Source organism: Bacillus cereus group sp. MYBK195-1 (genome assembly GCF_051916605.1).
GTDB classification, from domain to species: domain Bacteria; phylum Bacillota; class Bacilli; order Bacillales; family Bacillaceae_G; genus Bacillus_A; species Bacillus_A cereus.
Window position 1 is genome coordinate 525,531 of sequence record NZ_JBQAGZ010000002.1, and the last position, 24,202, is coordinate 549,732.

The window sequence follows — 24,202 nt, forward strand, 5'->3', positions numbered from 1 at the left end:
TGATTTAAATGTCTAGATAAGGGGATGGAGTATGATTGAATTGGAAATTAGAGTGGAGCGTCTTAGGGAAGCAAAAACAGGGAATATTGTATCATTATCTTCTTATATTGGGTGGGATTATAACAGAGAAGAAATTGAGACTATTTTTAACGGAGGGAATGTATACGGTGTTTGGAATGAGAGAGAGGAACTAATTGCTAGCGCGGCAATAATATTATATGGGGAGAAATTAGCGTCTATCGGAATGGTGATTGTACATCCAGATTATAAGGGGAGAGGGATTGGAAAGATAATAACGGAAGCGTGCGTTAAAAGCGTATCAGCTCATACTCCAATTATGCTTATTGCTACGGATGAAGGGAAACCTTTATATGAAAAGTTAGGATTTAGGGCAGTAAGTTATGTTTCTAAATACATATGTAACTCATACAATGCGAAAGATTATTGTGTAAGAAATGAAGATTATGTGATGAATTATGAAGAGGGTGATTTAGAAAAAATAATAAAAATAGATGAATATGCGTTTGGAACAAATAGAAAAGAGTTTTTAAAGAAAAGAATTATGCAAAGTGAACAGTGTATCGTTGTAAGGGACAAGGAACAAAATGTATTAGGTTACGGTTTAAGCATACAAACACCAGAAAATAAGATAATAGGGCCGGTTGTTGCTAAAAATGATGAGATGGCAATGAGAATAGTACATGATTTAGCAAGAGGGCATAATGGTAAATTAAGAATTGATGTACTAGAAGGAAAGAACGATTTCATGAAAGAATTAGAGATTGCTGGTTTTAAAAAAGTGAATATACCACCAATTATGATGAAAAATAGTAATCGGTTATTAAAAAGAAATAGTGAACTATATAGTATTGCAGCGCAAATTTTTGGATAAAAAAGAATCCTTTTAAATGAAGGATTCTTTTTTGAGCCAATTTAATCACGATATTGGTCGTGAATAGGTTGAAAAAGATCTTCCTCGACATCTCTAACAACTGAAAAATGATCAACATTATAATGACCATGGAGAATTTTATTATGGTGAGAGATAATTTGCTCTGCAGACAATACGTTAGAATCAGTTGTTGAATGACCGTTTTTAATTAATGTAACGTCAAATCCTTGTACAGTTGCTGTCTTAACGGCAGTGTCAATGCAATGCTCTGTTTTACATCCGCCTATAACAATATGATTAATGTCTTCTTCTTTTAAAAGTTCAAGTAAAGAAGTGCCGTAGAATGAATTGGTTGCTGCTTTATTAATAAAGATTGCAGACTGGGGTACTTGAATTTGATTATGTACTTCAAATCCTTCGCCACTACCAGAAGCAACATCGATATCTCTTACGAAAACAATAAGAGCATTTGAATCTATTGCTTTCTGCAGGGCTATATTTAGTGTAGATAATAGCTCGGTTTTACGAAAAACTTCATTTTCTTGCTCATTTCCATCAATTAATTCTTGCTGAGCGTCGATAATTAATAGTGCTTGTTTCATCGTGTCTCCCCTTTAATATGAAATAAGTTTCACTGTACATATTCCTTCAGATTGTTAGGAAATCCTCTATTGTAAGAGAAGTAGAAGATTGATTTACAAAGTTGTCAAAGAAATTTCATTCTCATAGCGTGTAAAAACATGTATGATAGGAGATGGAGAATTTTTGAGTAGGTGGGAATAACATGCAAACAGTAGAAGATTATCTTTCATTCTTACATACGAAAGGATTTAAATTATCAGAGGAAGCACAAGGGTTTATTATGTTTGGACAAGGATATACTGGTGCGTCTGATGGGATTGTGAACGCAGCAATAGAAGCGACAATTAAACATCAATTGCAGTTTGATGGTAGTTATTTCGTTGCGTTATTAGAACGATTGAAAGAGGAAGAAATTACAGATAAAAAAAGCGCTAAGGCTTTTATGCGGAAGTTACAAGCGTAACTTCACGCAGCCTGCGCTTCTTTTTTTGTTTTGGAAGGTAATTCAACAAAAATCATGCCTAGAAAAATACATAGACATCCGATAATAGCAGAAATAGAAAGTTGTTCATTTGCAACGAGAACGCCTGTTAATGCAGCAAAAACGGGCTCCATTGCGAAAATAATTGCTACTCTCGTTGGAGAAGTGTGTTTTTGTGCCGATGTTTGAATGAAAAAAGCAATAGATGTTGCAAACAGGGCAGTTAGAAAGAGTGCGAATAAAAAGGATTGATTCGTCCATAGTGATACTGAAAATAACTTTTCCCAATCTTCAAACAAGAAAGCGCAAATAGAAGAAAATATACCAACAGCTAATACTTGAGATGTGCTTAATAATAAAGGTGATATTTTTTTAGAAAAGAAGCCGTTAATAAGAATATGGGCAGCGAAAGCGACTGCACAACCAAGAACAAGTATATCTCCTATATTTAATTGGAAAGAATCAGCAGCTGTTAATAAGTACAAACCTGTTGTAGCTACAGCAATACCAAGTACGATGAAAATGGTGGCTTTTTGTTTTAAAAAGATAAAGGATAAGATTGGGACCATAACAATGCTTAGCCCAGTTAAGAAACCTGCTTTTGAAGAAGTTGTATAGAGTAAGCCAAATGTTTGTAATAAATAGCCGACAAATAAGAAGAACCCAACTATTAATCCAGCTAAACTACTATGTTTTAATTCTTGTTTTGAAGTTTTCTGTGAAAAAATAATTTGAACGAATAATAAAATAATTCCAGCGAATAAAAAACGAATACCATTAAACGTAAATGGACCAACGAAAGACATAGCGTTTTGAACGACAACAAACGTAGCTCCCCAAATAAAAGAGACAAATAATAAAGCAAGAGGAGCAATCCACTCTTTTTTCACACTCATACCCCCGTTAATTTTGTAAGATAGCTTTTCTAGCTAATTCATCAGCTACTTTATTTTGACTACTTGGAATCCACTTAATAAAAAAGAGATCGAAGTTTTTTATGTACTGTAGTGCTTCATCTAAAAGAGGTGCAAATATTTTATTTTTTGCGTATTCCTTTTCAACAGCCCGCTCAACAAGCTGCGAATCTGTACGAAAAGAGACAGTGCTATAATTATGCTCAATGCAATATTTTAATGCTAGAAGTAAAGCGCGGTATTCTGCTTCATGATTGGACATTGTTCCAAGTGGTACTGATAATTGTACAGGCGGCTGAATGCCTTTAATAAACACTCCTGCACCAGAAGGACCAGGATTTCCTTTTGATGCACCATCAATATATACTTCAATCAAAATGAGAAACCTCCAAATTATAAGATTATCCCCTACTTAAATGTTTTTTTGAAGTAGGGGATAGAGTAGTTATCCGATTGTGATGCTGTAACGACATGTAAATGTTTCATTCGCTTGTAAAGATTGAATTCCCTTTTTGTCCTTGAAATCTTTTGCTGGATTTACTTCATCAGCGATTCCATACCAAGGTTCAATACATAAGAAAGGTGCGTTATCCCCTGGTGTCCATACGCCGACAAATGGAAATCCATCAAATTCTACTTTTACAAATTTATTATGTTTATGAGAACGAATCGAAATTTCATTCGTATTCATATGTTCAAAAATAAGTGCATCATTTTTGAATAAATCGTATGTAAGTGGCAATTCAGTCGTATTTTCAGCGATTAATTGCTTTTTGTTTGAAAGATAAGGTCCTTCTAATACGCTTGTTTCTAAGCGTTCCGAACCATTAAACGATAAGTGATAATCTGTAAATGATTCACCGTCCAATAAAGGGAAGTTGAATCCAGGATGTGCTCCGATTGAGAAGAACATTTCTTTAGAAGTAGGATTGTTTACTTCATATGTTACATGAACACTTTGTCCATCTAGCTCATAAGAAACGAGTAATTCGAATTCGTATGGGTATTTTTTTAATGTTTCTTCATTACTAGTAACGATATAAATGATCTTTGTTTCGCTTTGTTCTTTCACAGAGAAAGTAAGATCACGAGCGAAACCGTGTTGTGTTAATGAATATGGTTTACCGTCTACGTAGTATGTATTATCTACTAATCGACCGACAATTGGGAACAAAATTGGTGCACGGCGTCCCCAATAAGTAGAATCACCTTGCCATAAATATTCTATGTTGTCTTCTTTTAAGCGAACGCTCTGTAATTCTGCACCTTTGTCAGAAATGGAAACGATCACTTTTTCATTTTGAATTGTTGCTGTCATGAAGTGAAACCTCCTAAATCTTTCATATGTTTCATTATACGTTGTCTAAAAGAAAAAAGGTAGTTCACGATGGGAATCTATTGACGAAAGAGGGGCTACCACGTAAAATATAATCTTGTTGCTTAAAAAACGAATAACGTGGTTCGAAACCATCCCACGTAAAAAAACTAAGGAGATTTTGTCATGAATATTAGAACATTAGTCGGTAATGGTATTTTAGCGGCATTATATATTGCTGTTTCTATGCTTATTCAGCCATTTGGCTTTACGAATGTACAGTTTCGTATTTCAGAGATGTTTAATCATCTCGTTGTATTTAACAAGAAAGCAATTTACGGAATTGTATTAGGTGTATTTTTAACGAATCTCTTTTTCTCACCTATGATCGCTTATGATTTAGTATTTGGAGTAGGTCAATCTATTCTTGCATTAGTTGCAACGATTATTTCTATGCGATTTATTAAAGGTGTTTGGGCTCGTATGATTTTTAATACAGTTATCTTTACGATTACAATGTTTATGATTGCAATTGAACTTCATCTTGCATTTGATCTACCATTTATGTGGACTTGGTTAACATGTGCAGCAGGTGAATTCGTAGTAATGGCCATTGGTATGCCTGTAATGTACTGGATTAATAAGCGAGTACAATTTGAAAGATTTATGTAATAGATGAAAGAGCCATTCCTTATATAGGATGGCTCTTTTTGTATGTGATAATATTGAATATAATTCTTTGACTCTTGATAAAATATAATAAAATAAAGTGAGGCTTCAATTAGCCGGATAAATAAGAAGTCTTATATAAGGGGAATGAAGTATGAAATATAAAATTCATTGGTTGTATAAAACAAAGCGCGGATTGCAGACGGAATTAACGACAGAGTATATGAACATAGAAGAAGTACTTCAATTTGCAGAGGATTTTGAGAAAACAGGAAGAGTAAAAGAATTTTCATTTTATGATGAAATGGACGCGGAATGGTCATTAAAAGAGATGAAAAAGTTAAGTAAGCAAGTAGAGGAAGAGCCCCAAGAAATACTCGTTTATTTTGATGGGGGGTATGATGTGCAGACGAAAGAGGCTGGCGTTGGTATATGTGTGTATTATAAAAAAGGAAATACAAACTACCGGATTCGCCGCAATGCATATATAGAAGGTATATATGATAATAATGAAGCGGAATATGCATCATTATTATACGGTATGAATATACTCGAGGAATTAGGGATTAAGTATGAAGCGATTACACTTCGCGGAGACTCACAAGTGGTACTACAGCAATTGGCTGGAGAATGGCCTTGTTATGATGAACATTTAAATCATTATTTAGATCAAATTGAACAAAAGGCGAAGCAAATGAAATTAAAACTTATATGTGAGCCGATATCTAGAAAACAAAATATAGAAGCACATCAATTAGCCACGCAAGCATTGGAAGGAACAGTTATTGATAGTCATAAAGAAATAACTGAATAGAGAGGTGCAAAGGTGGATAAAAAGCAACTCATTACAGAGGTAAATGACTTATTAGAAACGTATTGTGAAGGCTGTTTTTTGCGAGAACATAATCGAAAGACAAATAGTAAATATTATGCCCATTCATTTTGTATACGCCAATGTACAGTTGGAGAAACATTGAAAAAATATGGAGAACAGTTGTCATGAAAAAACATCCAGAGAAAATTCTCTGGATGTTTTTTAGTGTCTTGCTTCGTTTAGTTGATGCTCACATTTATTTAATTTCTTTTCCTCATTCATTAAAAATGGTTCATCTAAATCAGTTGCAACAGATTTCATAATTTCAAGCTGAGAGCGAGCTGCTTCTACAGCAGTAGTAGCATGTTCTAATGTATCTGGATCCATTGAAATTGTTGCTGATCCTACCATTTTTTGTGCTGTTTCTACACGGAATTTCACTTCTTCAAAATCATTTACTTCTGATCCCATTAATAATTCCTCCTTTGTATAGTGCGCATTTCACATAGTTTTTGCTCTGTAAAACGGAAATATACAAAGGAATAACAAAGGAGGTTACCAAGTAAGGCAACCTCCTGTTATATGTTGGATTAAAGTTTTACTACGTTAGCAGCTTGAGGTCCGCGGTTACCTTCAGTAATGTCGAAAGATACTTCTTGACCTTCTTCTAAAGCTTTGTAGCCGTCTCCTTGAATAGCAGAGAAATGTACGAATACATCGTCAGCGCCTTCCATTTCGATAAATCCAAAACCTTTTTCGTTGTTAAACCATTTTACTTTTCCTTGCATGTTACAATTCCTCCTAAAAGCGTTTACTATTTTCATTTAGTGAAATTCATTTAAAAAATAATATAAACTAAAAATGCTATATTCTTGAATATTCTGCTAAATGATTAATTTAAATATACACGAATTGGGAGAATTTAGTCAAGTAAGCGATTTTATTTTTTTGTATTTTTAAATAATTTTTCAGTCAAATTTTTAAATAGGTATAGGACAGGCCGAGTATGTAATATTCTTAATTGAATGCTATACATAATGAGGTGAAAGAATGAATAAGCCTTACTTATTAGATAATGAAGGAATGAGAACGAGAACCGACATACCGGATTGGGTTGCAAAAGAATTTGAGATTTTTTCAAGTGTCGTGTTAGAACCAACTTTTCCATGCTATTTCGGTTTAACAGCTTTGAAAAAGAATGAACTTCGTTATTCATTTCTTTCTCATAATGATTGGAGTCATTTGCCGCATACAATGTTATCTTTTTTAGAGTTAATGAAAGAGAGACCGATTGTAAGAAGGGGCTTTTTCCTTTTTGTAGAACCGGAATGTGAAGAACAATCACTCGAATATTACCGTGATTCTTTTTGGAAAGTGTTACAGTATTTACATGAAAACGATAATGAAGCATGGCCAAAGCAAATTCCTGAAGACCCAGACCATTATTTATGGGAATTTTCATTTGGTGGTGAGCCAATATTCGCATTTGGAAATGCGCCAGCTTATAAACAACGAAAAACTAGACATTTAGGAAATTCTCTCGTTATTGGGTTTCAGCCACGCACTATTTTTGATGGATTAGAGGGAGATCGTCCTAAAGGAGCATATTCAAGACAAATGGTCCGTGAGCGAGTTGAAAAGTGGGATCAATTGCCGAAACATCCTAACATTAGTCATTATGGTGACCCAGAGCATCGTGAATGGAAACAATATTTCATAGGAGACGATGTAGAGCCAATAAAAGGGAAATGTCCTTTTCTTCATAGGATAGAAAAGTAAGAGCCATCATCTAGATGGCTCTTTTGTATATTTTGGATAAAAAAGGGTATTTTATTATGAAAGCTAGTCTATTTTTTAAAATTACATCATTAACTAGTAGTAAAGAGAGTAGAAAGGATAGAGCGATGATTGGAGCAATTATACAGCAAATCGTATTAGGTATATCATTAGCTGCGCCAGTAGGGCCGATTAATATTGAAATGTTAAAACGAGGAATTGAACGTGGTTTTTGGCACGCTTGGGTTGTTGGAATTGGTGGAATGACTGCAGATGTTTTATTTATGCTTCTCATTTATTTCGGTTTATCTTCTGTGTTTATGTATACATATGTACAAGCCTTCATGTATTGCACGGGTTTTTTCTTGTTATTTTATTTAGGATTTCAAAGTGTAAAACAAGGAATTTTCGAATCGAATATGGAATATAAAAAAGAAGAGGTAGGTGGCCTTAAGCAATCGTTTATGGCAGGATTTTTAATTGCGATATCCAATCCATTAAATCTTGTTTTTTGGTTTGGTATATACGGAAGTACACTTAGCTCATTACTTACGAAGGTAACGAAACAAGAAGCTTTTTTGTACAGTCTTTGCATTATTGTTGGTATTATTTTATGGAATTTAAATATTGCTTTTTCTGTACATTTTGGAAGAACTTTATTAAAACCAAAAGCGCTTGGCTACATAACAGCCGGAGCAGGTATTATTTTAGTAGGTTACTCTATACATTTTGCATACAAAGCTTTACAGTTGTTCACATAAGATTGAAGGGGAGATTTTTATGTATCGAACCACTATTGACGGAAAAGAAATTATAATTACGTTAGCGCCAAAAATCCGAAAAGAAATTACTGATAGAAATCCACTATATGAAGCGGTATTTCATAATGCTGCAAGATTGTTACAAACAAAGCAACCGACGTTTGCAGTAAATCATGAAATATTTGGGCTCATTATTGGAGAAGTGCAAAGAGGAGAAGTAACAGTGTTTGCAGTGGAACATATTATTCCGAAGCAAAATATATTTGGATCAAACAATTTTTTCTCGGCAATAGAACAGCAGGCAAATTTGTAAAGTGAATAGAATAAGAATAGAAAAGAAATAGTCGTAACGATATGTTGCGGCTGTTTTTTTGGAAAAGGGGGAAACAAGATGAAGAAAGTGGGGAAAGAGTTCTTTTTACAACATGATATTGTTATTATGTATAGCATTCTATTTATTTTCATTATTATTTTAAAAATGCAATTTTTTACGTGGTTTGGCATGTTAGCATGTATGTTTGGGATTGTTTTCTATACACTTAATGAATATATGACACATCGTTTTTTATTCCATATAAAGCCACCTAAAAACACATTTCTATTAAAAATGTTAAGAAGATTGCATTATGATCACCACGTATATCCAGATGATTTAAAACTTTTGTTTTTACCTGTATGGTTTAGTATACCTAGTTTTACTATATATTTACTTATAGCATATGGTATTACAAAAAGTGTTACTATTGCACTTTCATTTGGAATCGGAATGATTATTATGCTGCTCGTTTACGAATGGAAACATTATATTGCTCATAGACCGATTCGTCCCGTCACTAAGTTTGGAAGATGGCTAAAAAAACAACATATATTACACCATTATAAAAACGAAAAGTTTTGGTTTGGTGTTTCAAATCCAGTATTCGATTTTATATTTGGAACACTTAAAGACGGAAAAGATGTTGAGTTAAGCGAAACGGCTCGTAATTTAGAAAAGGAAAAAAAGACAAAAGTAGTGCGTTAAGCACTGCTTTTGTCTTAATGAGGATAAATAAGTAAGGTGTCACTTTATTTTGAAAAAGTATATTAAAAATTTAGGGGGAATTGCCGAAAAATGTCTATCAAAAAATCTTTGCATGAATGCATGGATTGTCTAAAATGAATATAAGTTTCTGAATATTTATAAAATTTAGTCTTTAGGTATGCAAGGGGGAAGTGTATTTTAAGTAAGAGAGGGGATCGGTTAATGAAACGAGACGATACGTCAGCACGTAAGTTGCAAAATGAGGTGAATTATACAGAGGTCGTTCAGTCGGAAGAATTTCAATTGTTATTAAATACGAAAAAGAAGTTTATCATTCCAATGAGTATTTTCTTTTTTAGTTTTTTTATCGCATTACCTATTTTAACATCGTATTCAAAGGTGCTTAATACACCTGCATTTGGAGACGTTACATGGGCGTGGGTATTTGCTTTTTCCCAATTTATTATGACATGGGCACTATGTATGATTTATAGCAAAAAAGCAGAATCATTTGATGAAATCTCCCGAAAAATTTTGCAAGATATGCAAAAAGGGAGGGGCTGAACTTGAATACTACTGCATTTGCACTATTTTTAATTATTGTTCTTGGTACGCTCGTCATAACCTATTTTGCATCGAAAAAAACGAAAAATGCGAGTGAATTTTATACGGCTGGAGGGGGATTAACTGGTTGGCAAAATGGTCTGGCCATTGCTGGAGATTACATGTCTGCTGCTTCATTTCTCGGTATAGCTGGAGCAATCGCATTAACTGGGTTTGATGGATTCTTTTATAGTATCGGTTTTTTAGTTGCTTATTTAGTTGTACTATATCTTGTTGCAGAACCGCTTAGAAATTTAGGAAAGTACACTTTGGCGGATATGATTGCAGCACGCTTTGACGCGAAAAAAGTTCGCGGAGTTGCAGCTCTTAATACGATGACGATTTCTATCTTTTATATGATTGCACAATTAGTTGGCGCGGGTGCACTTATTAAATTATTATTAGGGATTGAATATACGACATCTGTATTAATCGTTGGAACACTTATGACGGTGTATGTTATTTTTGGTGGTATGACAGCAACGAGCTGGGTACAAATTGTAAAGGCTGTATTACTTATGGCCGGTACGTTTATTATTTCTGTTATCGTTTTCGCAAAATTCAACTTCAGCGTGACTGAAATGTTTGCCCAAATGAAAACAGCTACACCATTAAAAGATTCATTTTTAAATCCAGGTGTAAAGTATAAGGATGGCCTTGATACACTTTCTTTAAATTTAGGACTAGTACTTGGTACAGCTGGATTACCACATATACTTGTCCGCTTTTTTACAGTACGTGATGCAAAAACTGCACGTCAATCTGTCGTATATGCGACATGGTTAATTGGTGCATTTTATATTATGACGATTTTCTTAGGATTTGGTGCGGCAGCGTTTGTAGGAAATGAAGCGATTATTAAAGCGAACCCAGCGGGTAATATGGCAGCACCTTTATTAGCCAAAGCGTTAGGTGGAGACTTCTTATTTGCTTTCGTATCAGCAATTGCTTTTGCAACAATTTTGGCTGTAGTGGCAGGTCTCGTATTAACGGCAGCATCAGCATTCGCTCATGATTTTTATAATGAGATCATTCGCAAAGGAAAATCAACGGAAAAAGAGCAAGTATCTATGGCTCGTTATGCATCTATTGGGGTAGCGATACTATCTATCATACTTGCATTATTTGCCCAAACATTAAACGTAGCATTTTTAGTATCATTAGCATTTGCAGTTGCAGCGAGTGCAAATCTACCAGTGATTTTATTTACAATATATTGGAAGCGTTTTAATACAACGGGTGCTATTTCCGGTATGATTGTAGGTCTCGTATCAGCTATTGTTCTCGTAGCGTTGAGTCCGAATGTTTGGAACCCTGTAGCTGGAAAAGCTATTTTTGTTGGGGAAGCGATATTCCCATATACGACACCAGGAATTATTTCAATTCCGCTTGGATTTCTTGCAGCGTATTTAGGAACTGTTTTATCTAGTAAGAAAGAAGATGCAGCGAAATTTGATGAAATTCTCGTGAAATCTAATACTGGTCACGGTATTAGCGATGCGTCTTCACATTAAATAAAAGAGGAGCTTTTCGATAGATAAGAAAAGCTCTTTTTTCTTTTGTCATTTTCTTGTAAATATTACTGATTTGTAAGTAGGATTTGTCTTAATTTTGTGGAATGAAAATAGCAGGGAGAAATTTAAGTCATCATGGCACCAGCGCAGCTTTTGTGAAAAATAAGTTGTTATGGAAGGTGGAAGTAATGATGAAAACGAAGCAAACTGATGAATTATTAGCAAAAGATGAGCAATATGTTTGGCACGGAATGCGTCCCTTTAGTCCAAATAGTACAATGGTAGGGGCAAAAGCTGAAGGGTGCTGGGTTGAAGATATACAAGGAAAAAGATATTTAGATGGTATGAGTGGTCTTTGGTGTGTGAATAGTGGATATGGAAGAAAGGAGCTCGCAGAAGCGGCTTATAAGCAATTACAAACATTATCATACTTTCCAATGTCACAATCTCATGAACCAGCTATAAAGCTTGCTGAAAAATTAAATGAGTGGCTTGGGGGAGAGTATGTTATTTTCTTCTCAAATAGTGGTTCAGAAGCGAACGAAACAGCTTTTAAAATAGCAAGACAATACTATGCGCAAAAAGGTGAACCACATCGTTATAAATTTATGTCACGTTATCGTGGGTATCACGGGAATACAATGGCGACAATGGCAGCGACGGGACAAGCGCAGCGTAGATATCAATATGAACCGTTTGCTTCAGGCTTTTTACACGTAACACCACCGGATTGTTACCGTATGCCTGAAATTGAAGGGCAGCATATTTATGATGTAGAATGTGTGAAAGAAGTCGATCGTGTTATGACGTGGGAATTAAGTGAAACAATTGCCGCTTTTATTATGGAACCAATTATTACAGGTGGGGGCATATTAATGCCACCACAAGACTATATGAAAGCTGTTCATGAAACGTGTCAAAAACACGGCGCGCTACTTATTAGTGATGAAGTGATTTGTGGCTTCGGTCGTACAGGAAAAGCATTTGGATTTATGAATTATGATGTGAAGCCAGATATTATTACGATGGCAAAAGGGATTACGAGCGCATATTTACCATTATCTGCAACAGCTGTGAAAAAAGAAATATATGAAGCATTTAAAGGGAAGGGAGAGTATGAATTCTTCCGACATATTAATACATTTGGTGGAAATCCAGCAGCTTGTGCATTAGCCCTTAAAAACTTAGAGATTATGGAAAATGAAAATTTAATTGAGCGATCTGCGCAAATGGGTTCCCTTTTATTAGAGCAACTAAAAGATGAAATTGGGGAACATCCGCTTGTTGGGGATATTAGAGGAAAAGGTCTATTAGTTGGAATTGAATTAGTAAATGATAAAGAGACGAAAGAGCCAATTGATAACGACAAAATCGCAAGTGTCGTAAATGCTTGTAAAGAAAAAGGGCTTATTATAGGACGAAACGGTATGACGACAGCAGGATATAATAACGTCTTAACATTAGCACCGCCGCTTATTATTTCAAGTGAAGAAATTGCCTTTGTTGTTGGAACGTTGAAGACGGCGATGGAACGTATTTAATAAGTAGAGAGAGGAGCGAGCTTTAATATAAGGCTCGCTTTTGTTTAGTAGAGGGGACTTTTAATGGATAAATATGATTCGAACAAACATTATCACATCGGATATTATGAAGACGGATATGATTTAGAAGTGACGGCGTATAAGAGAATAAATGAGCCGGTTTGGGATGCTTATATTCCGCACTATAAGGTGGACGATTTTTATAAGAAAGTGGAGGAAATGAAGCTAGGTGAATATATAGATAATTACGGCATTATGGTGTATTCATTTAGTAATGATATGGATGATGAAGAAGCACGAACTATTTTTGAAAATGGTTAAAAAAGAACGAGATTGTTTAAAGATAAAACAAAAAGGAGATTGCTATCTTATAAAATAGCAATCTCCTTTTATTATAGTAAACTTATTTACTTGCTTTCATTGCTTTATCTTTTGCACCAAACGTGTATTTTAACATTGGTGGTGTAATCATTGTAGTTAAAATAACGACAATAACGATTGCTGTAAAGTAATCTTGTGCCAATAGCCCAGAAGAAAGACCTGTTCCTGCGATGATAAGTGCAACTTCACCACGAGAAACCATACCAGAACCGATAATTGCAGAAGACTTAGCATCAAATCCAGTCATGCGTGCACCAACACCACAACCAATTAGTTTCGTTAATACAGCGATTACTGTTAATGCTAAGATGAACCAAATTTGATTGCCAATACCGTCAAATGTAATATTCATACCGATACTAACGAAGAATACTGGAACGAACATAGCGTAAGCAATTGGTTCTACTTTCTTTTCTACTTCATGTTTGTAGTTTGTTTGAGAAATTGCAATACCAGCAGCGAAAGCACCGATAATACCAGCAATTCCTAATAGTTCGCCGAAATATGCGAATGAGAAACAGATGATAAGAGCTGCGCTCACGATAGACTCAGATACGCGCAGTGGTGACAACCAACGCATAATTGCTGGAACACCTTTCCATCCGATTAAAATAATAGAAGCGAAGAATACTACTTTCTTCAAGATAATCATTGTTAAGTTAACATCATCAGTGCCTAAGAAGCTCATTGCGAATGCTAATAAAATAACAACAAGAATGTCATCAAATACAGCGGCTCCAAGCATCGTCGTACTTTCACGTGTTTTCATTTTACCTAAATCACGAAGTGTTTGTACGGAAATACTAACACTTGTCGCACATAGAAGTAATCCTAAGAATACAGCGTTTCCTTGTTCCATTCCCATAACAAGGCCAGAAACGTAACCACCTACGAATGGAAGAATAATACCTCCGAGTGCAACTGCTAAAGAAGAATTACGATTGGCGTTTAATTCTTCTAAGTCTGTTTCAAGTCCAGCCATAAACATTAGAAGAATAACCCCGACATTACTTAATTGAGTTAGAAGCTCTGAATTTTCAATCCAACCTAATAAAGCTGGACCGATAACGATACCGACAATTAATTTACCTAGTACAGAAGGTTGACCTAATCTAACACTAAGATCACCAGCAAGCTTTGTACTTAATAAAATAAGTGCAATTTGAAAGAAAAATTCGAATTCCATCTGATCCTCTCCTCATCATTTTTAGTTTTATCATACGATTTCTCGGAATTTGCCTAATGAAAATATGTAAAACCCATTAAACAAAAGGGTCTGATTACAAGTTCTTTTGAACTTGTAATTTGAACCTGTAATTAATATATAATAGATTTTATAAAAAATCAATGAAAAAATGGGAGCTTTTTGAGGAAGAAGCTGTCTTATTGAGATATAGGTGTAAGAGTAGCGTGTGAATTTTATATGTATAAAATAGTATGAAGTCCTTTTTCATTACAAATAATAAAGCCTAAATGCTATTTCACGAATTATAAATGTGAAAAGGAGGTTTTATCATTTGAATTCATTAAAAAATAACTTGTCTATTGTTGCTTTAGGTGGAGTAAATGAAATAGGAAAAAATATGTATGCTATCCAATATGAAAATGATATTGTCGTCATTGATTGTGGGTCTAAATTTCCAGATGAAAGTTTATTAGGGATTGATTTAATAATTCCAGACGTCACATATTTGCAAGAAAATAAAGAAAAAATTCGCGGTTTAGTAGTAACGCACGGGCATGAGGACCATATTGGCGGAATACCATATTTTTTAAAACAACTAAATGTACCAATCTATGCAACAAAGTTAACGTTAGGTTTAATTGAAATTAAATTAAAGGAACACAATCTTCAAAATGATACGGAATTAATCGTTATTCATTCAGAATCAGAAATTGATTGTGGTTCTATTAAGGCAACCTTTTTTAAAACGAACCACAGTATCCCGGATTGTCTCGGTATTGTTTTTCATACACCAGAAGGTACTGTAGTACATACAGGTGATTTTAAATTTGATTTAACACCAGTAAATAATCAACATCCTGATATTCATAAAATGGCTAAAATAGGAAGTGAAGGTGTACTAGCTTTATTATCTGAAAGCACAAATGCAGAACGCCCAGGTTTTACTCCATCAGAAAGGTCAGTAGGAGAACGGATAGAGGAAATATTTATGAAAGCAAATAGAAAAGTAATTATTTCTACGTTTGCTTCTAATGTGAATCGTGTTCAGCAAATAGTTGAAGCATGTATAAAGACAAATCGAAAACTAGCTTTGCTAGGGAGAAGTATGGTAAATGTAGTAGAGGTTGCTCTAGAGAAAGGTTATTTACATATTCCAGAAGGTATGTTAATTGAAGCAAATGAGGTAAATCGTTTAGATCCAAAGCAGGTTGCAATACTTTGTACAGGAAGTCAAGGAGAACCAATGGCAGCTTTAGCGCGTTTAGCTAGTGGAAACTATAGACAAGTGGATATTTTACCAGAAGATACGGTTATTATAGCTGCGACCCCTATCCCAGGAAATGAACGTAACGTTTCTCGAATTATCGATAATTTATTTGCATTAGGAGCAAAGGTGATTTACGGATCAGGCAGTTCTACTGGAGTGCATGTATCCGGTCATGCATATCAAGAAGAGTTGAAGTTAATGCTTACATTAATGAAGCCAAAATATTTTATTCCAATTCATGGAGAGTTTAGAATGCTACATCACCATAGTTTGTTAGCAGAATCAATTGGTATTGAAAAGGAAAATATCTTTATCGTACGTAATGGAGATGTTGTAGATATAAGTAATGAAGTGGCCGTTCAATCTAGAAAAATACAGGCTGGAAATATATATGTAGATGGATTAGGAATTGGTGATGTTGGAAATGCCTTATTACGTGATCGTAAACAACTTTCAGAAGATGGAATGCTCGTTATAGTTATTACTTTTAATAAAGTCGATGGAGAAATAATTTCAGGTCCTGATATTATTTCTCGTGGATTTGTCTATGTTCGTGATTCAGAAGAATTTTTAAGAGAATTAAATAAATTAGCTGTTATTACAATTAATAATTTAAAGAAAGAGAATGTGAATAGCTGGGGTATTTTGAAAAGGGAGGTAAGAGAAGCGTTAGGGAAGTATATATATACAAATACAAAACGAAAGCCGATGATTCTTCCTATAATAATAGAGGTTTAATAGTAAAAAAGAATTCTCGTATGGGAATTCTTTTTTTGTTTTAAAGACAAAATGAACATATAATGAAGTAAATAGAAATGGAAGGAAATAAAAGATGTTATTAAACAAACGCTTTACAATTGGAGAAATGGCAAAAATGCATAATATAGCGGAATCAACTTTACGCTATTATGATGAGAAGGGAATTTTTCATCCGTCCACTGTGGACCCGCAAACAAATTATCGTTATTACACAATCGATCAATTTTCACTATTAGATACGATTAAGTTTTTACGCCAATTAAACATTCCATTAAAGGAAATTAAAAAATATATTGATGAAAGAAATCCAGCATACGCACTCAATTTACTGGAAAAACAACAAGAGATGATGCTGAAGAAACAAAGAGAAATTGAGTATGCTTTGGCGAAAATGGAGCATAGAATTCATTTAATTAAGGAAGCAACAAAAGCAAAAGCTGAACAAATGGTAATTAAAGAGATCCCGCCGCGAAAAATTACAGCAATTGCGGTTGCTCCAAATACGACGGATGATATGTTTGAGTACTACATCCATTCGTTGCAAAAAAATATGAGGCAAATGGATGATAGTTTATTTTCTGGAGATATTGGTGTAACTGTTGCGAAAAAAGGGTTAATGCAAAATGAGTTTCAAGCATATAGCAGTGTATTTATTCTTTTGGATTATATGCCGTATGAAGTGCATACTTCAGATGAAATTAATGAAGGTTTATATGCTTGTTCTTATCATCATGGACCGTATGAAGAAACGGATGCAACGTACAAGGAGTTACTTACATACATTGATAAAGAAGGTTACGAAGTACATGGAGATTCGATTGAGATTGGATTGATTGATTGGTCTGTAACAGAAGATCCTGAGGAGCAAGTAACAGAAATTCAAATTCCTATAATGAAAAAACAAAGCAATAAGTTATAGGACTCGTATAATTACAAATGAGCATCAAACGCGATAATTAAGTCACCTATTTTTTAATTCTCTATTGACCTTAAAGTTACTTGAAGGTTTAAACTAAGAAAAGAGAGTTGAAAAAAAGGAGCATGTTAGAGTATGGAAGCAACAGAAAAATTAAGAGAAAAACCAATTAAAAGTTTATTTATTTCTTATTTAATACCAGCCGTCCTCGGAATGGTATTAATGTCAGTGAATATTGTAATTGATGCGGTTATGATTAGTAGAGGAGTTGGGGCGAACGGTTTAGCAGGAGTGAACGTGGCTATTCCAGCCTTTTCGATTTTCTTCTCTATTTCATTATGGATTGGAATGGGCGGGGCAACGTTATATTCCATTGCATTAGGTGAAAATAAACGAGAGAGAGCAAGGTCTATTTTTACTCAATCAATGACGGTAGCAGTTGTTATCGTAGGGATTTTAGCAGCGATTTGCTTATGGAGAATAGAAGATTTAGCATACTTATTTGGTGCAAATGAAGTGATTTTACCATATGCGTTAGACTATTTACACGTATTATTAACATTTGGAATGATATACGTTTTAGAAAATATTTTAAGTACATTTATACGAAATGATGGAAATCCTAATTTAGCAATGGCTGGTCTTGTTGTAACGGCTGTATTAAATATAGTGTTTGACTATATCTTTATTTTTATCTTTGGATGGGGCGTAACAGGTGCTGCCTCAGCGACTATTCTTTCGGCAGCGATTGGTTTCCTTGTATTATTAACTCATTTCTTTAGAAAAAGTAGTATTTTAAAGTGGACGAAATTTCATTTTGAATGGGATACTGTCAAACAAATTATGGTGATTGGTTTCCCAAGTTTTACAGCAGAAAGTACGGTTGCAATCGTAACGATTGGTTTTAATATCGCATTTGTCCAATATGCAGGAGAAGTAGGAGTAGCTTCCTATGCGATGGTGAATAGTATTCATGCAATGACATTACTATTATTCTTTGGTGTTGGAGCAGCATTACAGCCAATTGCTAGTTTCCATTACGGGGCAAATTTATCAGAGAGACTTCGTGAAGGATTGAAGTTTGCTGTGAAAATTGCTGTTGTCCTCGGAGGCGTTGCGATAATTGTCGGATTATTCTTCGGGAAATATATCATTGGTTTATTTGATGTTCAATCTCCAGAATTATTGGAGTTAACCTTAACAGGTATTAGTTTATTCTTTATCCAATACGTATTTTTAGGTTATAACATTGTGTATGGAGAGTACTTCCAATCAGTGCGACAAACGAAGAAATCAGTACTTATTATAATGAGCCGAGGATTACTATTTATTATTCCATTGTTATGGATTATGCCGAAATTATTTGGTATAAATGGAATTTGGCTCGTTATGCCAGTTGCAGAAGTAATGACAGCGATTATCGTATTTACGATGAATCGTATGAAACATCCTGTTCCATTAAATATGGCAGGAGAGAAAGAAGCGATATGATAAAAAATCCCCTTAAGCAATTAAGGGGATTTTTTTATTCCTTTAAACTAATCGCAAAAGATCCATCCGTTTCTTGAACAGAAGCAAAGGCAACGTTTTTAATATTTGTAATTCCTTTTTCATTTAATTCTTTATATAACCATTTTTCATCTTTATGTATTAACTTTAAGTTATCATATTGAATTTGTGAATCGACGATAAGTGCAATTGGTAATCCAGCATACTTAACTTCTATGTTTAAATCTTTTGGAGTTAATGGTACAAGTTCTCTTTTTGGTAAAATACTAATAGCGCCGTTCGCTTCTAAAATAGCGTATTCAATTTCATGAACACTTGGATATCCTGCAACGCGAAGATTAGAAAGCAGTTCTGCAATGGGGTATCTACTTTTTTGTAAGTTCTCAAAAATAATATCACCATGTTTAATTAAAATGATAGGGTGTCCGAGAATAAAACGATTTAGTTTGTTGAATAGGCTTAATTTTGTAAGGAGTAAATGTAAACATGTGATAACAACCATACCGAGAAATGCTTGTAAAGCACCAGAGACGGGTATGGCCTGGAAAGCTAAATAAGATAAAAAAATTATAGCCCCAAAATCATGAGGAGTTAGTTGCGCTAACGCGGATTTACCGAGTAACTTAAGCGATAGTAAAAATAAGATGAAAAAGAACGACACGTTACATAAAAAGAGAAGCAATAGAGACACTCCTTCGTGTAAAGTTGTACTTACTATTCCCGAAAGTAATATAAATATTACCTTTCAGAGGATAAATTAGGGTTTATTGGAATTTGTCTGTATACAAACAAATAAATGGATATTATCATGAAGGAAGTAAAAGAAAATAGGAGTATATGAATATGAGAAAGAAGAAAATAATGAAGGGCATTTTAGTTGTTATAATGATTTGCGCCGTGTATGCGGGGTTTTTACAATATCACATTTATAAGCATGGGCATATGAATGCAACCTACGATGCTGATTACATAATTGTACTAGGATCGAAAGTAAATGGGACGAAACCATCTTATTCATTGCAATATCGTATTGATAAAGCAGCTGAATATTTAAAATCACATGAGAAAACAATCGCTATCGTATCTGGAGGACAAGGAAAAGGTGAAGACATTTCAGAAGCATTAGCAATGAAACAAGGACTAATAAAACAAAATATCGTAGAAGACCGCATTATAATGGAGGACAAATCTACGAGTACAGATGAGAATATTACATTCTCAAAACCGTTAATTCCAGCCGATATGAAAAAAGGTATGATCGTAACAAACGATTTTCACATGTTTAGAGCGAAAAAAATAGCGGCCAAACAAGGTTTACAATTAGAAGGTCTTCCGGCAAAAACACCGAAACCAATCATCATTCCATCGAATGTACGAGAATATTTAGCAATTACACAGTATTGGTTTATGAATCGAATATAGTGAAAGTGATCCCGTCTGAAATTCTAGGCGGGATTTAGTTTGAGGAAAATCTTACAAATATGTCACGTTCGTGAAAGGTAAAGCGATAGTTTCTAGAATGATTTCCTGACATAATGAAGGTAACAAAAACTATTTAGAGGTGAATCGGATGAAAGGAAATAATATTTTATCTTCGTTATGTTACTTTAGTATCTTTTTTGCACCATTTTTACTACCAATTATCGTGTACTTTGTTGCAGAAGATGAAGTGAAGTATCACGCGAAAAAAGCATTTTGGTCACATGTTTTCCCATACGCAATCTTATTTGGAGGACTAGCAGTATCAGGCATGTACGGTTTAGGTTTCAATCAATCTGACGGTGCTGGAATTGGAATGGCTATCACATATGCAGTGTTCATTCTTGTAGGAATTTACTACTTCATTTGGAATATCGTAAAAGGTATTAAAGTTTTGAAAACGGCGTAATAAGATAAGTATAATTTCATTTACCGTATCGATAAATGTTTTAAAAAAGGGCAATTCAAAAAGAATTGCTCTTTTTGTGCTTATAAGTTGTGAAAATTGAAAAAGATATGTTAATTTTTCATTATGAAGAGAAAAAAGGAGTGATTTTCATGAATGAGATCATACATAAGATGGAGCAACATGTTTCAGTTCGTAAATATAAAGAAGAATTAATTCCGAAAGATGTAGTAGAAAAGATGGTGCATGCTGCGCAACATGCAGCTTCATCACATTTTGTACAGGCGTATTCTGTTATATATGTAACAGATCAGGAATTAAAGGCTAAACTAGCAGAGCTATCCGGAAATCGCCATGTGAAGGACTGTGCAGCATTTTTTGTTTGTTGTGCAGATTTAAAACGACTTGAAATTGCATGTGAAAAACATAGTACAGAGATAAAGCATGAGGGAGTAGAAGACTTTATCGTTGCGACGGTAGATGCTTCACTTTTTGCGCAAAACTTAGCACTAGCAGCAGAATCGTTAGGATACGGTATTTGTTATATTGGTGGTATTCGTAATAATCCGAGAGAAGTGAGTGAACTGCTTCATTTACCGGATAAAGTATATCCTGTATTCGGAATGACAGTCGGTGTACCAGATGAAGAACATGGAGTTAAACCACGTTTACCAGTAGCAGCAGTTCTTCATGAAAATGGATATGATGAACAAAAATATGATGAATTACTAAACGAATATGATGAAACGATGAACGCGTATTATAAAGAAAGATCATCAAACAAGAAAAACGTAACATGGACGGAATCAATGAGTTCGTTTATGTCTAAAGAAAAAAGAATGCATATGAAAGAGTTTTTAAGTGAAAAAGGATTAAATAAGAAGTGAAGTGAGTAAAGAGGCAAACCTGTGATGCAGGTTTGCCTTTTTGAGAAGGAGAAATACCTAAGGCTAGAAAGTTGTTTATTCTTTCTGAACTTAGGTATTTTGTTTGTTATCATGTACATAGAAATAAAAATTAATGATTTTTTACAAAAGTGATAGAAAATGAGAATGAAATGCCAATAGTAAGTAAAAGCGGCATAATAGCCGCTTTTTATCGTTTTATTTAGTAATTAATTTGAAATATTTTCCTTATGAAAGAAAGATTATTGCTAATTGTAAACTGTCAATAAAGTTATTTAAGTTTTGATATGGAATACCCCGCCGGAAAATACAGCAATAATTTCGTTTGAACATATCTGTTATTGCACGATCTAAAGCATCTTCTATAACAAGTTCAAACTTTCAATAAGAAGATAACCCCCTGTACAACTTAAAAGAATGTACGTAAATATTTTAAAAATCCGTTGATTAAGCCATTTAAAAATAATTTGACCTATAAACAAACCTAAAAATACAATTGGAATGGCATAAAAACTTGATTCCCAAATGGTTTTGTTTGTGCCAGTAAAGAGTATTTGAGTTACTAGACTAATGAAATATATAAACAGATAAAAAGCTAATGTAGTTGCTCTTAACTTCTCTTTTTCAGTATTAGTTCCTGTAAAATAAAGTAACAGGGGTGGACCTGGCATACCGATACTTGTCGTTAAAAGACCAGATAATCCGCCAACTATGAAATCTCTAGATTGTGTTGATCTAACCTTAACGTTGCATATTAGCAACAATGTTAATAGTAAGAGTAGGATGCTAACTGCTAATTTAAAAGTGTTTATGTTAACGGAAATAAAAATCAAAATGCCAAAAGGAACACCAACTATACTTCCAAAAATAAACCTTTTCAGTAGAACAAAATCAACGTCCATTCTTATTTTCCAAATGAGTGAAATGGAGATAATTAAAGATAAAATAATGTTTATTTGTATAGCTTCTTGTGGTAGAAATAACATAAGTAAGAAAGGGGTTGCCATTATGGAAAAGCCAAAACCTGTACTTGCTTGCAGAATAGAAGCCACTAATATAATACATATGAAAAAGAATGTGATACCCAAAACAGCCCTCCTATTTAATCAAGTTTAACTAGTTAAAGTCTATTATTTAAGTGCAATGTTTCACAAACTTATTTGTATTTTAACATAAATATCTAGTTTTTTCTCAAATAGTGTTGCCATATAAGGCTCTTTAACTAAAAAATCTGACTTGTATTTTTAAACAATTTTATTATGGGGAAACAAATAATGAATGGGATCAAAATGTATTGATTATCATTAAATTATTCACTGAGATCCCCGCGATAAAACAAGAACAGCCATATAAAACTTACAAAAATACAGCATGTAGCTAATAAACAGCCAATCATTTGAGGAGAAAGAATTTCTAACAGCCCTCCTGTAAAAAACATCGATAACTGAATAAGAGATCCGTAAATGGAATAATGGAATGAAAAAATTTTACCTATCATATTTTCGTGTGTGTAAGTTTGAAGTAATGTCGTATCAAGTGGAACGATGATTCCTCCTGCTATGCGCATACAGAATAAAGTAATGATACCGATAATAAGTTGATCGGATAGAATGAATCCGAGAAAGAAAATTCCTTGTAATAAGTAGGCCCAACCGAATACTTTTTTCATTTTTTCTTTATTATGGGATATATAAAGATTAACGAGAAGGCTTCCTATCATAAGCCCAGCCCCTTGAACCGTATATAAAATCCCAATGTTCGTATGGAAAATTTTTTCGGCATAGATCGTTAGAAGTAGTTGATAAGCACCTCCAATAATCCCCCATGAAATGCCGACAAGAATTAATGTTAAAATGATTTTTGTTTGTAATATGTATGTATAACCACCTTTTATATCAGTGAAAAATGCTTTCTTCTTGTTACAAGTATCATGAGCAGGAATACTCATGTTATAAATAAAATAGGCTGAAATAAAGTATGATAGGCTATTTACTAAAAAAGCGAACTCAATATGTAAAGATTGTGCAATTACTCCGCCCAAAGAAGCCCCCATAATAGACATAAAACCATTAATTGTACTAGAAAGAGAGTTAGCAGTTACGAAATGATTTTGGTGTACGATATTTTTTAGGGTTGCTTGTTTAGCCGGTTCAAATAAACAAGAAAGTACAGATAAACATATATTAGCAATGAAAATAATCTCAATTTTATAGCCTGCGAGTAAGTATGTAAGGACTAGAATTCCCCGTGTAATATCGGTAAAAATCATAATATTCTTTTTAGAGAAACGATCTACAATTCCGCCTATGAATGGACTAAGAAGAAGCTGTGGTAAACTTTTACTTATAAAAGTAAGTGCGATCATAAACGGCGATTCCGTTATGCTGTAGACAAATGTTAATAAAGCTACCGTATGGAACCAATCCCCAAGTACACTTAATGTTTGCCCATAAAATAGTTTATTGAAGTTTTTATTTGTTTTAAGAAGTGTGGAATAAGAAACTGACATAA

The 24,202-nt window shown here is 34.0% G+C and carries 28 protein-coding genes, 1 pseudogene and 1 riboswitch; of the genes and pseudogenes, 19 read left to right on the top strand and 10 right to left on the bottom strand.

Annotated elements, in window-relative coordinates:
• Positions 1-31: 31 nt before the first annotated feature.
• Positions 32-892 (top strand): GNAT family N-acetyltransferase, encoded by an 861-nt coding sequence (locus ACTFRY_RS12355; protein WP_098616265.1) that lies wholly within the window; start codon positions 32-34, stop codon positions 890-892.
• 41 nt (positions 893-933) lie between these two features.
• Here the strand turns inward: ACTFRY_RS12355 and ACTFRY_RS12360 are convergent, their stop codons facing one another.
• Positions 934-1,494: a cysteine hydrolase family protein gene (locus ACTFRY_RS12360; protein WP_098616264.1), complete on the bottom strand. Its 561-nt coding sequence runs from the start codon at positions 1,492-1,494 to the stop codon at positions 934-936.
• A gap of 182 nt (positions 1,495-1,676) precedes the next feature.
• Between ACTFRY_RS12360 and ACTFRY_RS12365 the strand changes: the two genes are divergently transcribed.
• Entirely contained in the window at positions 1,677-1,937 is a 261-nt protein-coding gene (locus tag ACTFRY_RS12365; RefSeq protein WP_001195212.1) for a DUF6123 family protein, read from the top strand.
• Positions 1,938-1,939: 2 nt separating this feature from the next.
• Here ACTFRY_RS12365 and ACTFRY_RS12370 read toward each other — a convergent pair whose 3' ends face one another.
• From ACTFRY_RS12370 to ACTFRY_RS12380, 3 genes are all read right to left on the bottom strand, one after another.
• A complete protein-coding gene (locus tag ACTFRY_RS12370) occupies positions 1,940-2,845 on the bottom strand; it encodes a DMT family transporter (protein WP_000712602.1) in 906 nt (301 codons plus the stop codon).
• Positions 2,846-2,858: 13 nt separating this feature from the next.
• Positions 2,859-3,245, bottom strand: a complete 387-nt coding sequence (locus tag ACTFRY_RS12375) for a reverse transcriptase-like protein (protein ID WP_061664219.1) — start codon at positions 3,243-3,245, stop codon at positions 2,859-2,861.
• Positions 3,246-3,314: 69 nt separating this feature from the next.
• On the bottom strand, positions 3,315-4,187 hold the full coding sequence (locus ACTFRY_RS12380) for an aldose 1-epimerase family protein (RefSeq protein WP_098616263.1): 873 nt from the start codon (positions 4,185-4,187) through the stop codon (positions 3,315-3,317).
• Positions 4,188-4,319: 132 nt separating this feature from the next.
• Positions 4,320-4,364, top strand: a riboswitch (PreQ1 riboswitch).
• A gap of 6 nt (positions 4,365-4,370) precedes the next feature.
• On the opposite strand from ACTFRY_RS12380, the gene ACTFRY_RS12385 reads away from it, so the two are divergent.
• The 3 genes from ACTFRY_RS12385 to ACTFRY_RS12395 all read left to right on the top strand — a co-directional run bounded on the left by ACTFRY_RS12385 (position 4,371) and on the right by ACTFRY_RS12395 (position 5,856).
• The gene (locus ACTFRY_RS12385) at positions 4,371-4,856 is read left to right on the top strand and encodes a QueT transporter family protein (RefSeq protein WP_001026471.1); all 486 of its coding nucleotides are present in this window, start codon (positions 4,371-4,373) and stop codon (positions 4,854-4,856) included.
• A 151-nt stretch (positions 4,857-5,007) separates the two neighbouring features.
• Positions 5,008-5,667: a ribonuclease H family protein gene (locus ACTFRY_RS12390; RefSeq protein ID WP_098616262.1), complete on the top strand. Its 660-nt coding sequence runs from the start codon at positions 5,008-5,010 to the stop codon at positions 5,665-5,667.
• Positions 5,668-5,679: 12 nt separating this feature from the next.
• The gene (locus tag ACTFRY_RS12395) at positions 5,680-5,856 is read left to right on the top strand and encodes a zinc-finger domain-containing protein (protein ID WP_000358801.1); all 177 of its coding nucleotides are present in this window, start codon (positions 5,680-5,682) and stop codon (positions 5,854-5,856) included.
• 33 nt (positions 5,857-5,889) lie between these two features.
• On the opposite strand, the gene ACTFRY_RS12400 is transcribed toward ACTFRY_RS12395, so the two are convergent.
• Positions 5,890-6,138: a DUF2564 family protein gene (locus ACTFRY_RS12400; protein WP_000534392.1), complete on the bottom strand. Its 249-nt coding sequence runs from the start codon at positions 6,136-6,138 to the stop codon at positions 5,890-5,892.
• Between the two features lie 119 nt (positions 6,139-6,257).
• On the bottom strand, positions 6,258-6,455 hold the full coding sequence (gene cspB / locus ACTFRY_RS12405; protein ID WP_001161731.1) for a cold shock-like protein CspB: 198 nt from the start codon (positions 6,453-6,455) through the stop codon (positions 6,258-6,260).
• Positions 6,456-6,717: 262 nt separating this feature from the next.
• On the opposite strand from cspB, the gene ACTFRY_RS12410 reads away from it, so the two are divergent.
• The 8 genes and pseudogenes from ACTFRY_RS12410 (at position 6,718) to ACTFRY_RS12445 (ending at position 13,224) form a co-directional block, all read left to right on the top strand.
• Positions 6,718-7,446: a YqcI/YcgG family protein gene (locus tag ACTFRY_RS12410; RefSeq protein WP_440032348.1), complete on the top strand. Its 729-nt coding sequence runs from the start codon at positions 6,718-6,720 to the stop codon at positions 7,444-7,446.
• A gap of 14 nt (positions 7,447-7,460) precedes the next feature.
• Positions 7,461-8,204 (top strand): LysE family transporter, encoded by a 744-nt coding sequence (locus ACTFRY_RS12415; protein ID WP_001196839.1) that lies wholly within the window; start codon positions 7,461-7,463, stop codon positions 8,202-8,204.
• Between the two features lie 19 nt (positions 8,205-8,223).
• On the top strand, positions 8,224-8,517 hold the full coding sequence (locus ACTFRY_RS12420; protein WP_000286362.1) for a hypothetical protein: 294 nt from the start codon (positions 8,224-8,226) through the stop codon (positions 8,515-8,517).
• A 78-nt stretch (positions 8,518-8,595) separates the two neighbouring features.
• Positions 8,596-9,225 carry a sterol desaturase family protein gene (locus ACTFRY_RS12425; RefSeq protein WP_000755396.1) on the top strand — a complete coding sequence of 210 codons (630 nt, stop codon included), beginning with the start codon at positions 8,596-8,598 and terminating at the stop codon, positions 9,223-9,225.
• Positions 9,226-9,447: 222 nt separating this feature from the next.
• Positions 9,448-9,789 carry a DUF485 domain-containing protein gene (locus ACTFRY_RS12430; protein ID WP_000817366.1) on the top strand — a complete coding sequence of 114 codons (342 nt, stop codon included), beginning with the start codon at positions 9,448-9,450 and terminating at the stop codon, positions 9,787-9,789.
• Between the two features lie 2 nt (positions 9,790-9,791).
• Complete coding sequence (locus tag ACTFRY_RS12435; protein WP_001098235.1) at positions 9,792-11,342, top strand: solute symporter family protein; 1,551 nt, start codon at positions 9,792-9,794, stop codon at positions 11,340-11,342.
• 191 nt (positions 11,343-11,533) lie between these two features.
• Entirely contained in the window at positions 11,534-12,883 is a 1,350-nt protein-coding gene (locus ACTFRY_RS12440; RefSeq protein ID WP_000850959.1) for an aspartate aminotransferase family protein, read from the top strand.
• A 63-nt stretch (positions 12,884-12,946) separates the two neighbouring features.
• Positions 12,947-13,224 (top strand): annotated as a pseudogene (locus ACTFRY_RS12445) (DUF3986 family protein).
• Between the two features lie 62 nt (positions 13,225-13,286).
• On the opposite strand, the gene ACTFRY_RS12450 reads toward ACTFRY_RS12445, so the two are convergent.
• The gene (locus tag ACTFRY_RS12450) at positions 13,287-14,450 is read right to left on the bottom strand and encodes a cation:proton antiporter (protein ID WP_000393878.1); all 1,164 of its coding nucleotides are present in this window, start codon (positions 14,448-14,450) and stop codon (positions 13,287-13,289) included.
• Between the two features lie 331 nt (positions 14,451-14,781).
• Here ACTFRY_RS12450 and ACTFRY_RS12455 point away from each other — a divergent pair, with 331 nt between their 5' ends.
• The 3 genes from ACTFRY_RS12455 (at position 14,782) to ACTFRY_RS12465 (ending at position 18,883) form a co-directional block, all read left to right on the top strand.
• On the top strand, positions 14,782-16,455 hold the full coding sequence (locus ACTFRY_RS12455) for a ribonuclease J (RefSeq protein WP_098536369.1): 1,674 nt from the start codon (positions 14,782-14,784) through the stop codon (positions 16,453-16,455).
• A 94-nt stretch (positions 16,456-16,549) separates the two neighbouring features.
• Complete coding sequence (locus tag ACTFRY_RS12460; RefSeq protein WP_098616261.1) at positions 16,550-17,395, top strand: MerR family transcriptional regulator; 846 nt, start codon at positions 16,550-16,552, stop codon at positions 17,393-17,395.
• Positions 17,396-17,527: 132 nt separating this feature from the next.
• Positions 17,528-18,883: an MATE family efflux transporter gene (locus tag ACTFRY_RS12465; protein WP_000388390.1), complete on the top strand. Its 1,356-nt coding sequence runs from the start codon at positions 17,528-17,530 to the stop codon at positions 18,881-18,883.
• Positions 18,884-18,917: 34 nt separating this feature from the next.
• On the opposite strand, the gene ACTFRY_RS12470 is transcribed toward ACTFRY_RS12465, so the two are convergent.
• Positions 18,918-19,583, bottom strand: coding sequence for a DUF421 domain-containing protein (locus ACTFRY_RS12470; protein WP_098616260.1), 666 nt, complete (start codon positions 19,581-19,583; stop codon positions 18,918-18,920).
• A 161-nt stretch (positions 19,584-19,744) separates the two neighbouring features.
• On the opposite strand from ACTFRY_RS12470, the gene ACTFRY_RS12475 reads away from it, so the two are divergent.
• From ACTFRY_RS12475 to nfsA, 3 genes are all read left to right on the top strand, one after another.
• Entirely contained in the window at positions 19,745-20,323 is a 579-nt protein-coding gene (locus ACTFRY_RS12475; protein ID WP_001227678.1) for a YdcF family protein, read from the top strand.
• Between the two features lie 148 nt (positions 20,324-20,471).
• On the top strand, positions 20,472-20,789 hold the full coding sequence (locus ACTFRY_RS12480) for a DUF4870 domain-containing protein (protein WP_000678055.1): 318 nt from the start codon (positions 20,472-20,474) through the stop codon (positions 20,787-20,789).
• Positions 20,790-20,938: 149 nt separating this feature from the next.
• The gene (gene nfsA, locus ACTFRY_RS12485) at positions 20,939-21,673 is read left to right on the top strand and encodes an oxygen-insensitive NADPH nitroreductase (RefSeq protein WP_016117513.1); all 735 of its coding nucleotides are present in this window, start codon (positions 20,939-20,941) and stop codon (positions 21,671-21,673) included.
• 380 nt (positions 21,674-22,053) lie between these two features.
• On the opposite strand, the gene ACTFRY_RS12490 is transcribed toward nfsA, so the two are convergent.
• Positions 22,054-22,779: a sulfite exporter TauE/SafE family protein gene (locus ACTFRY_RS12490; protein WP_000513081.1), complete on the bottom strand. Its 726-nt coding sequence runs from the start codon at positions 22,777-22,779 to the stop codon at positions 22,054-22,056.
• 221 nt (positions 22,780-23,000) lie between these two features.
• Positions 23,001-24,200, bottom strand: a complete 1,200-nt coding sequence (locus ACTFRY_RS12495) for an MFS transporter (RefSeq protein ID WP_098616259.1) — start codon at positions 24,198-24,200, stop codon at positions 23,001-23,003.
• Between the last annotated feature and the right edge of the window lie 2 nt (positions 24,201-24,202).

Bases quoted from the DNA above. Each gene is read 5' to 3' on its own strand.
- ACTFRY_RS12355 (WP_098616265.1), top strand. From the start codon at position 32: ATGATTGAATTGGAAATTAGAGTGGAGCGTCTTAGGGAAGCAAAAACA.
- ACTFRY_RS12360 (WP_098616264.1), bottom strand. From the start codon at position 1,494: ATGAAACAAGCACTATTAATTATCGACGCTCAGCAAGAATTAATTGAT.
- ACTFRY_RS12365 (WP_001195212.1), top strand. From the start codon at position 1,677: ATGCAAACAGTAGAAGATTATCTTTCATTCTTACATACGAAAGGATTT.
- ACTFRY_RS12380 (WP_098616263.1), bottom strand. From the start codon at position 4,187: ATGACAGCAACAATTCAAAATGAAAAAGTGATCGTTTCCATTTCTGAC.
- ACTFRY_RS12385 (WP_001026471.1), top strand. From the start codon at position 4,371: ATGAATATTAGAACATTAGTCGGTAATGGTATTTTAGCGGCATTATAT.
- ACTFRY_RS12390 (WP_098616262.1), top strand. From the start codon at position 5,008: ATGAAATATAAAATTCATTGGTTGTATAAAACAAAGCGCGGATTGCAG.
- ACTFRY_RS12400 (WP_000534392.1), bottom strand. From the start codon at position 6,138: ATGGGATCAGAAGTAAATGATTTTGAAGAAGTGAAATTCCGTGTAGAA.
- cspB (WP_001161731.1), bottom strand. From the start codon at position 6,455: ATGCAAGGAAAAGTAAAATGGTTTAACAACGAAAAAGGTTTTGGATTT.
- ACTFRY_RS12410 (WP_440032348.1), top strand. From the start codon at position 6,718: ATGAATAAGCCTTACTTATTAGATAATGAAGGAATGAGAACGAGAACC.
- ACTFRY_RS12415 (WP_001196839.1), top strand. From the start codon at position 7,461: ATGGCTCTTTTGTATATTTTGGATAAAAAAGGGTATTTTATTATGAAA.
- ACTFRY_RS12420 (WP_000286362.1), top strand. From the start codon at position 8,224: ATGTATCGAACCACTATTGACGGAAAAGAAATTATAATTACGTTAGCG.
- ACTFRY_RS12425 (WP_000755396.1), top strand. From the start codon at position 8,596: ATGAAGAAAGTGGGGAAAGAGTTCTTTTTACAACATGATATTGTTATT.
- ACTFRY_RS12430 (WP_000817366.1), top strand. From the start codon at position 9,448: ATGAAACGAGACGATACGTCAGCACGTAAGTTGCAAAATGAGGTGAAT.
- ACTFRY_RS12440 (WP_000850959.1), top strand. From the start codon at position 11,534: ATGAAAACGAAGCAAACTGATGAATTATTAGCAAAAGATGAGCAATAT.
- ACTFRY_RS12450 (WP_000393878.1), bottom strand. From the start codon at position 14,450: ATGGAATTCGAATTTTTCTTTCAAATTGCACTTATTTTATTAAGTACA.
- ACTFRY_RS12460 (WP_098616261.1), top strand. From the start codon at position 16,550: ATGTTATTAAACAAACGCTTTACAATTGGAGAAATGGCAAAAATGCAT.
- ACTFRY_RS12465 (WP_000388390.1), top strand. From the start codon at position 17,528: ATGGAAGCAACAGAAAAATTAAGAGAAAAACCAATTAAAAGTTTATTT.
- ACTFRY_RS12475 (WP_001227678.1), top strand. From the start codon at position 19,745: ATGAGAAAGAAGAAAATAATGAAGGGCATTTTAGTTGTTATAATGATT.
- ACTFRY_RS12480 (WP_000678055.1), top strand. From the start codon at position 20,472: ATGAAAGGAAATAATATTTTATCTTCGTTATGTTACTTTAGTATCTTT.
- nfsA (WP_016117513.1), top strand. From the start codon at position 20,939: ATGAATGAGATCATACATAAGATGGAGCAACATGTTTCAGTTCGTAAA.
- ACTFRY_RS12495 (WP_098616259.1), bottom strand. From the start codon at position 24,200: ATGTCAGTTTCTTATTCCACACTTCTTAAAACAAATAAAAACTTCAAT.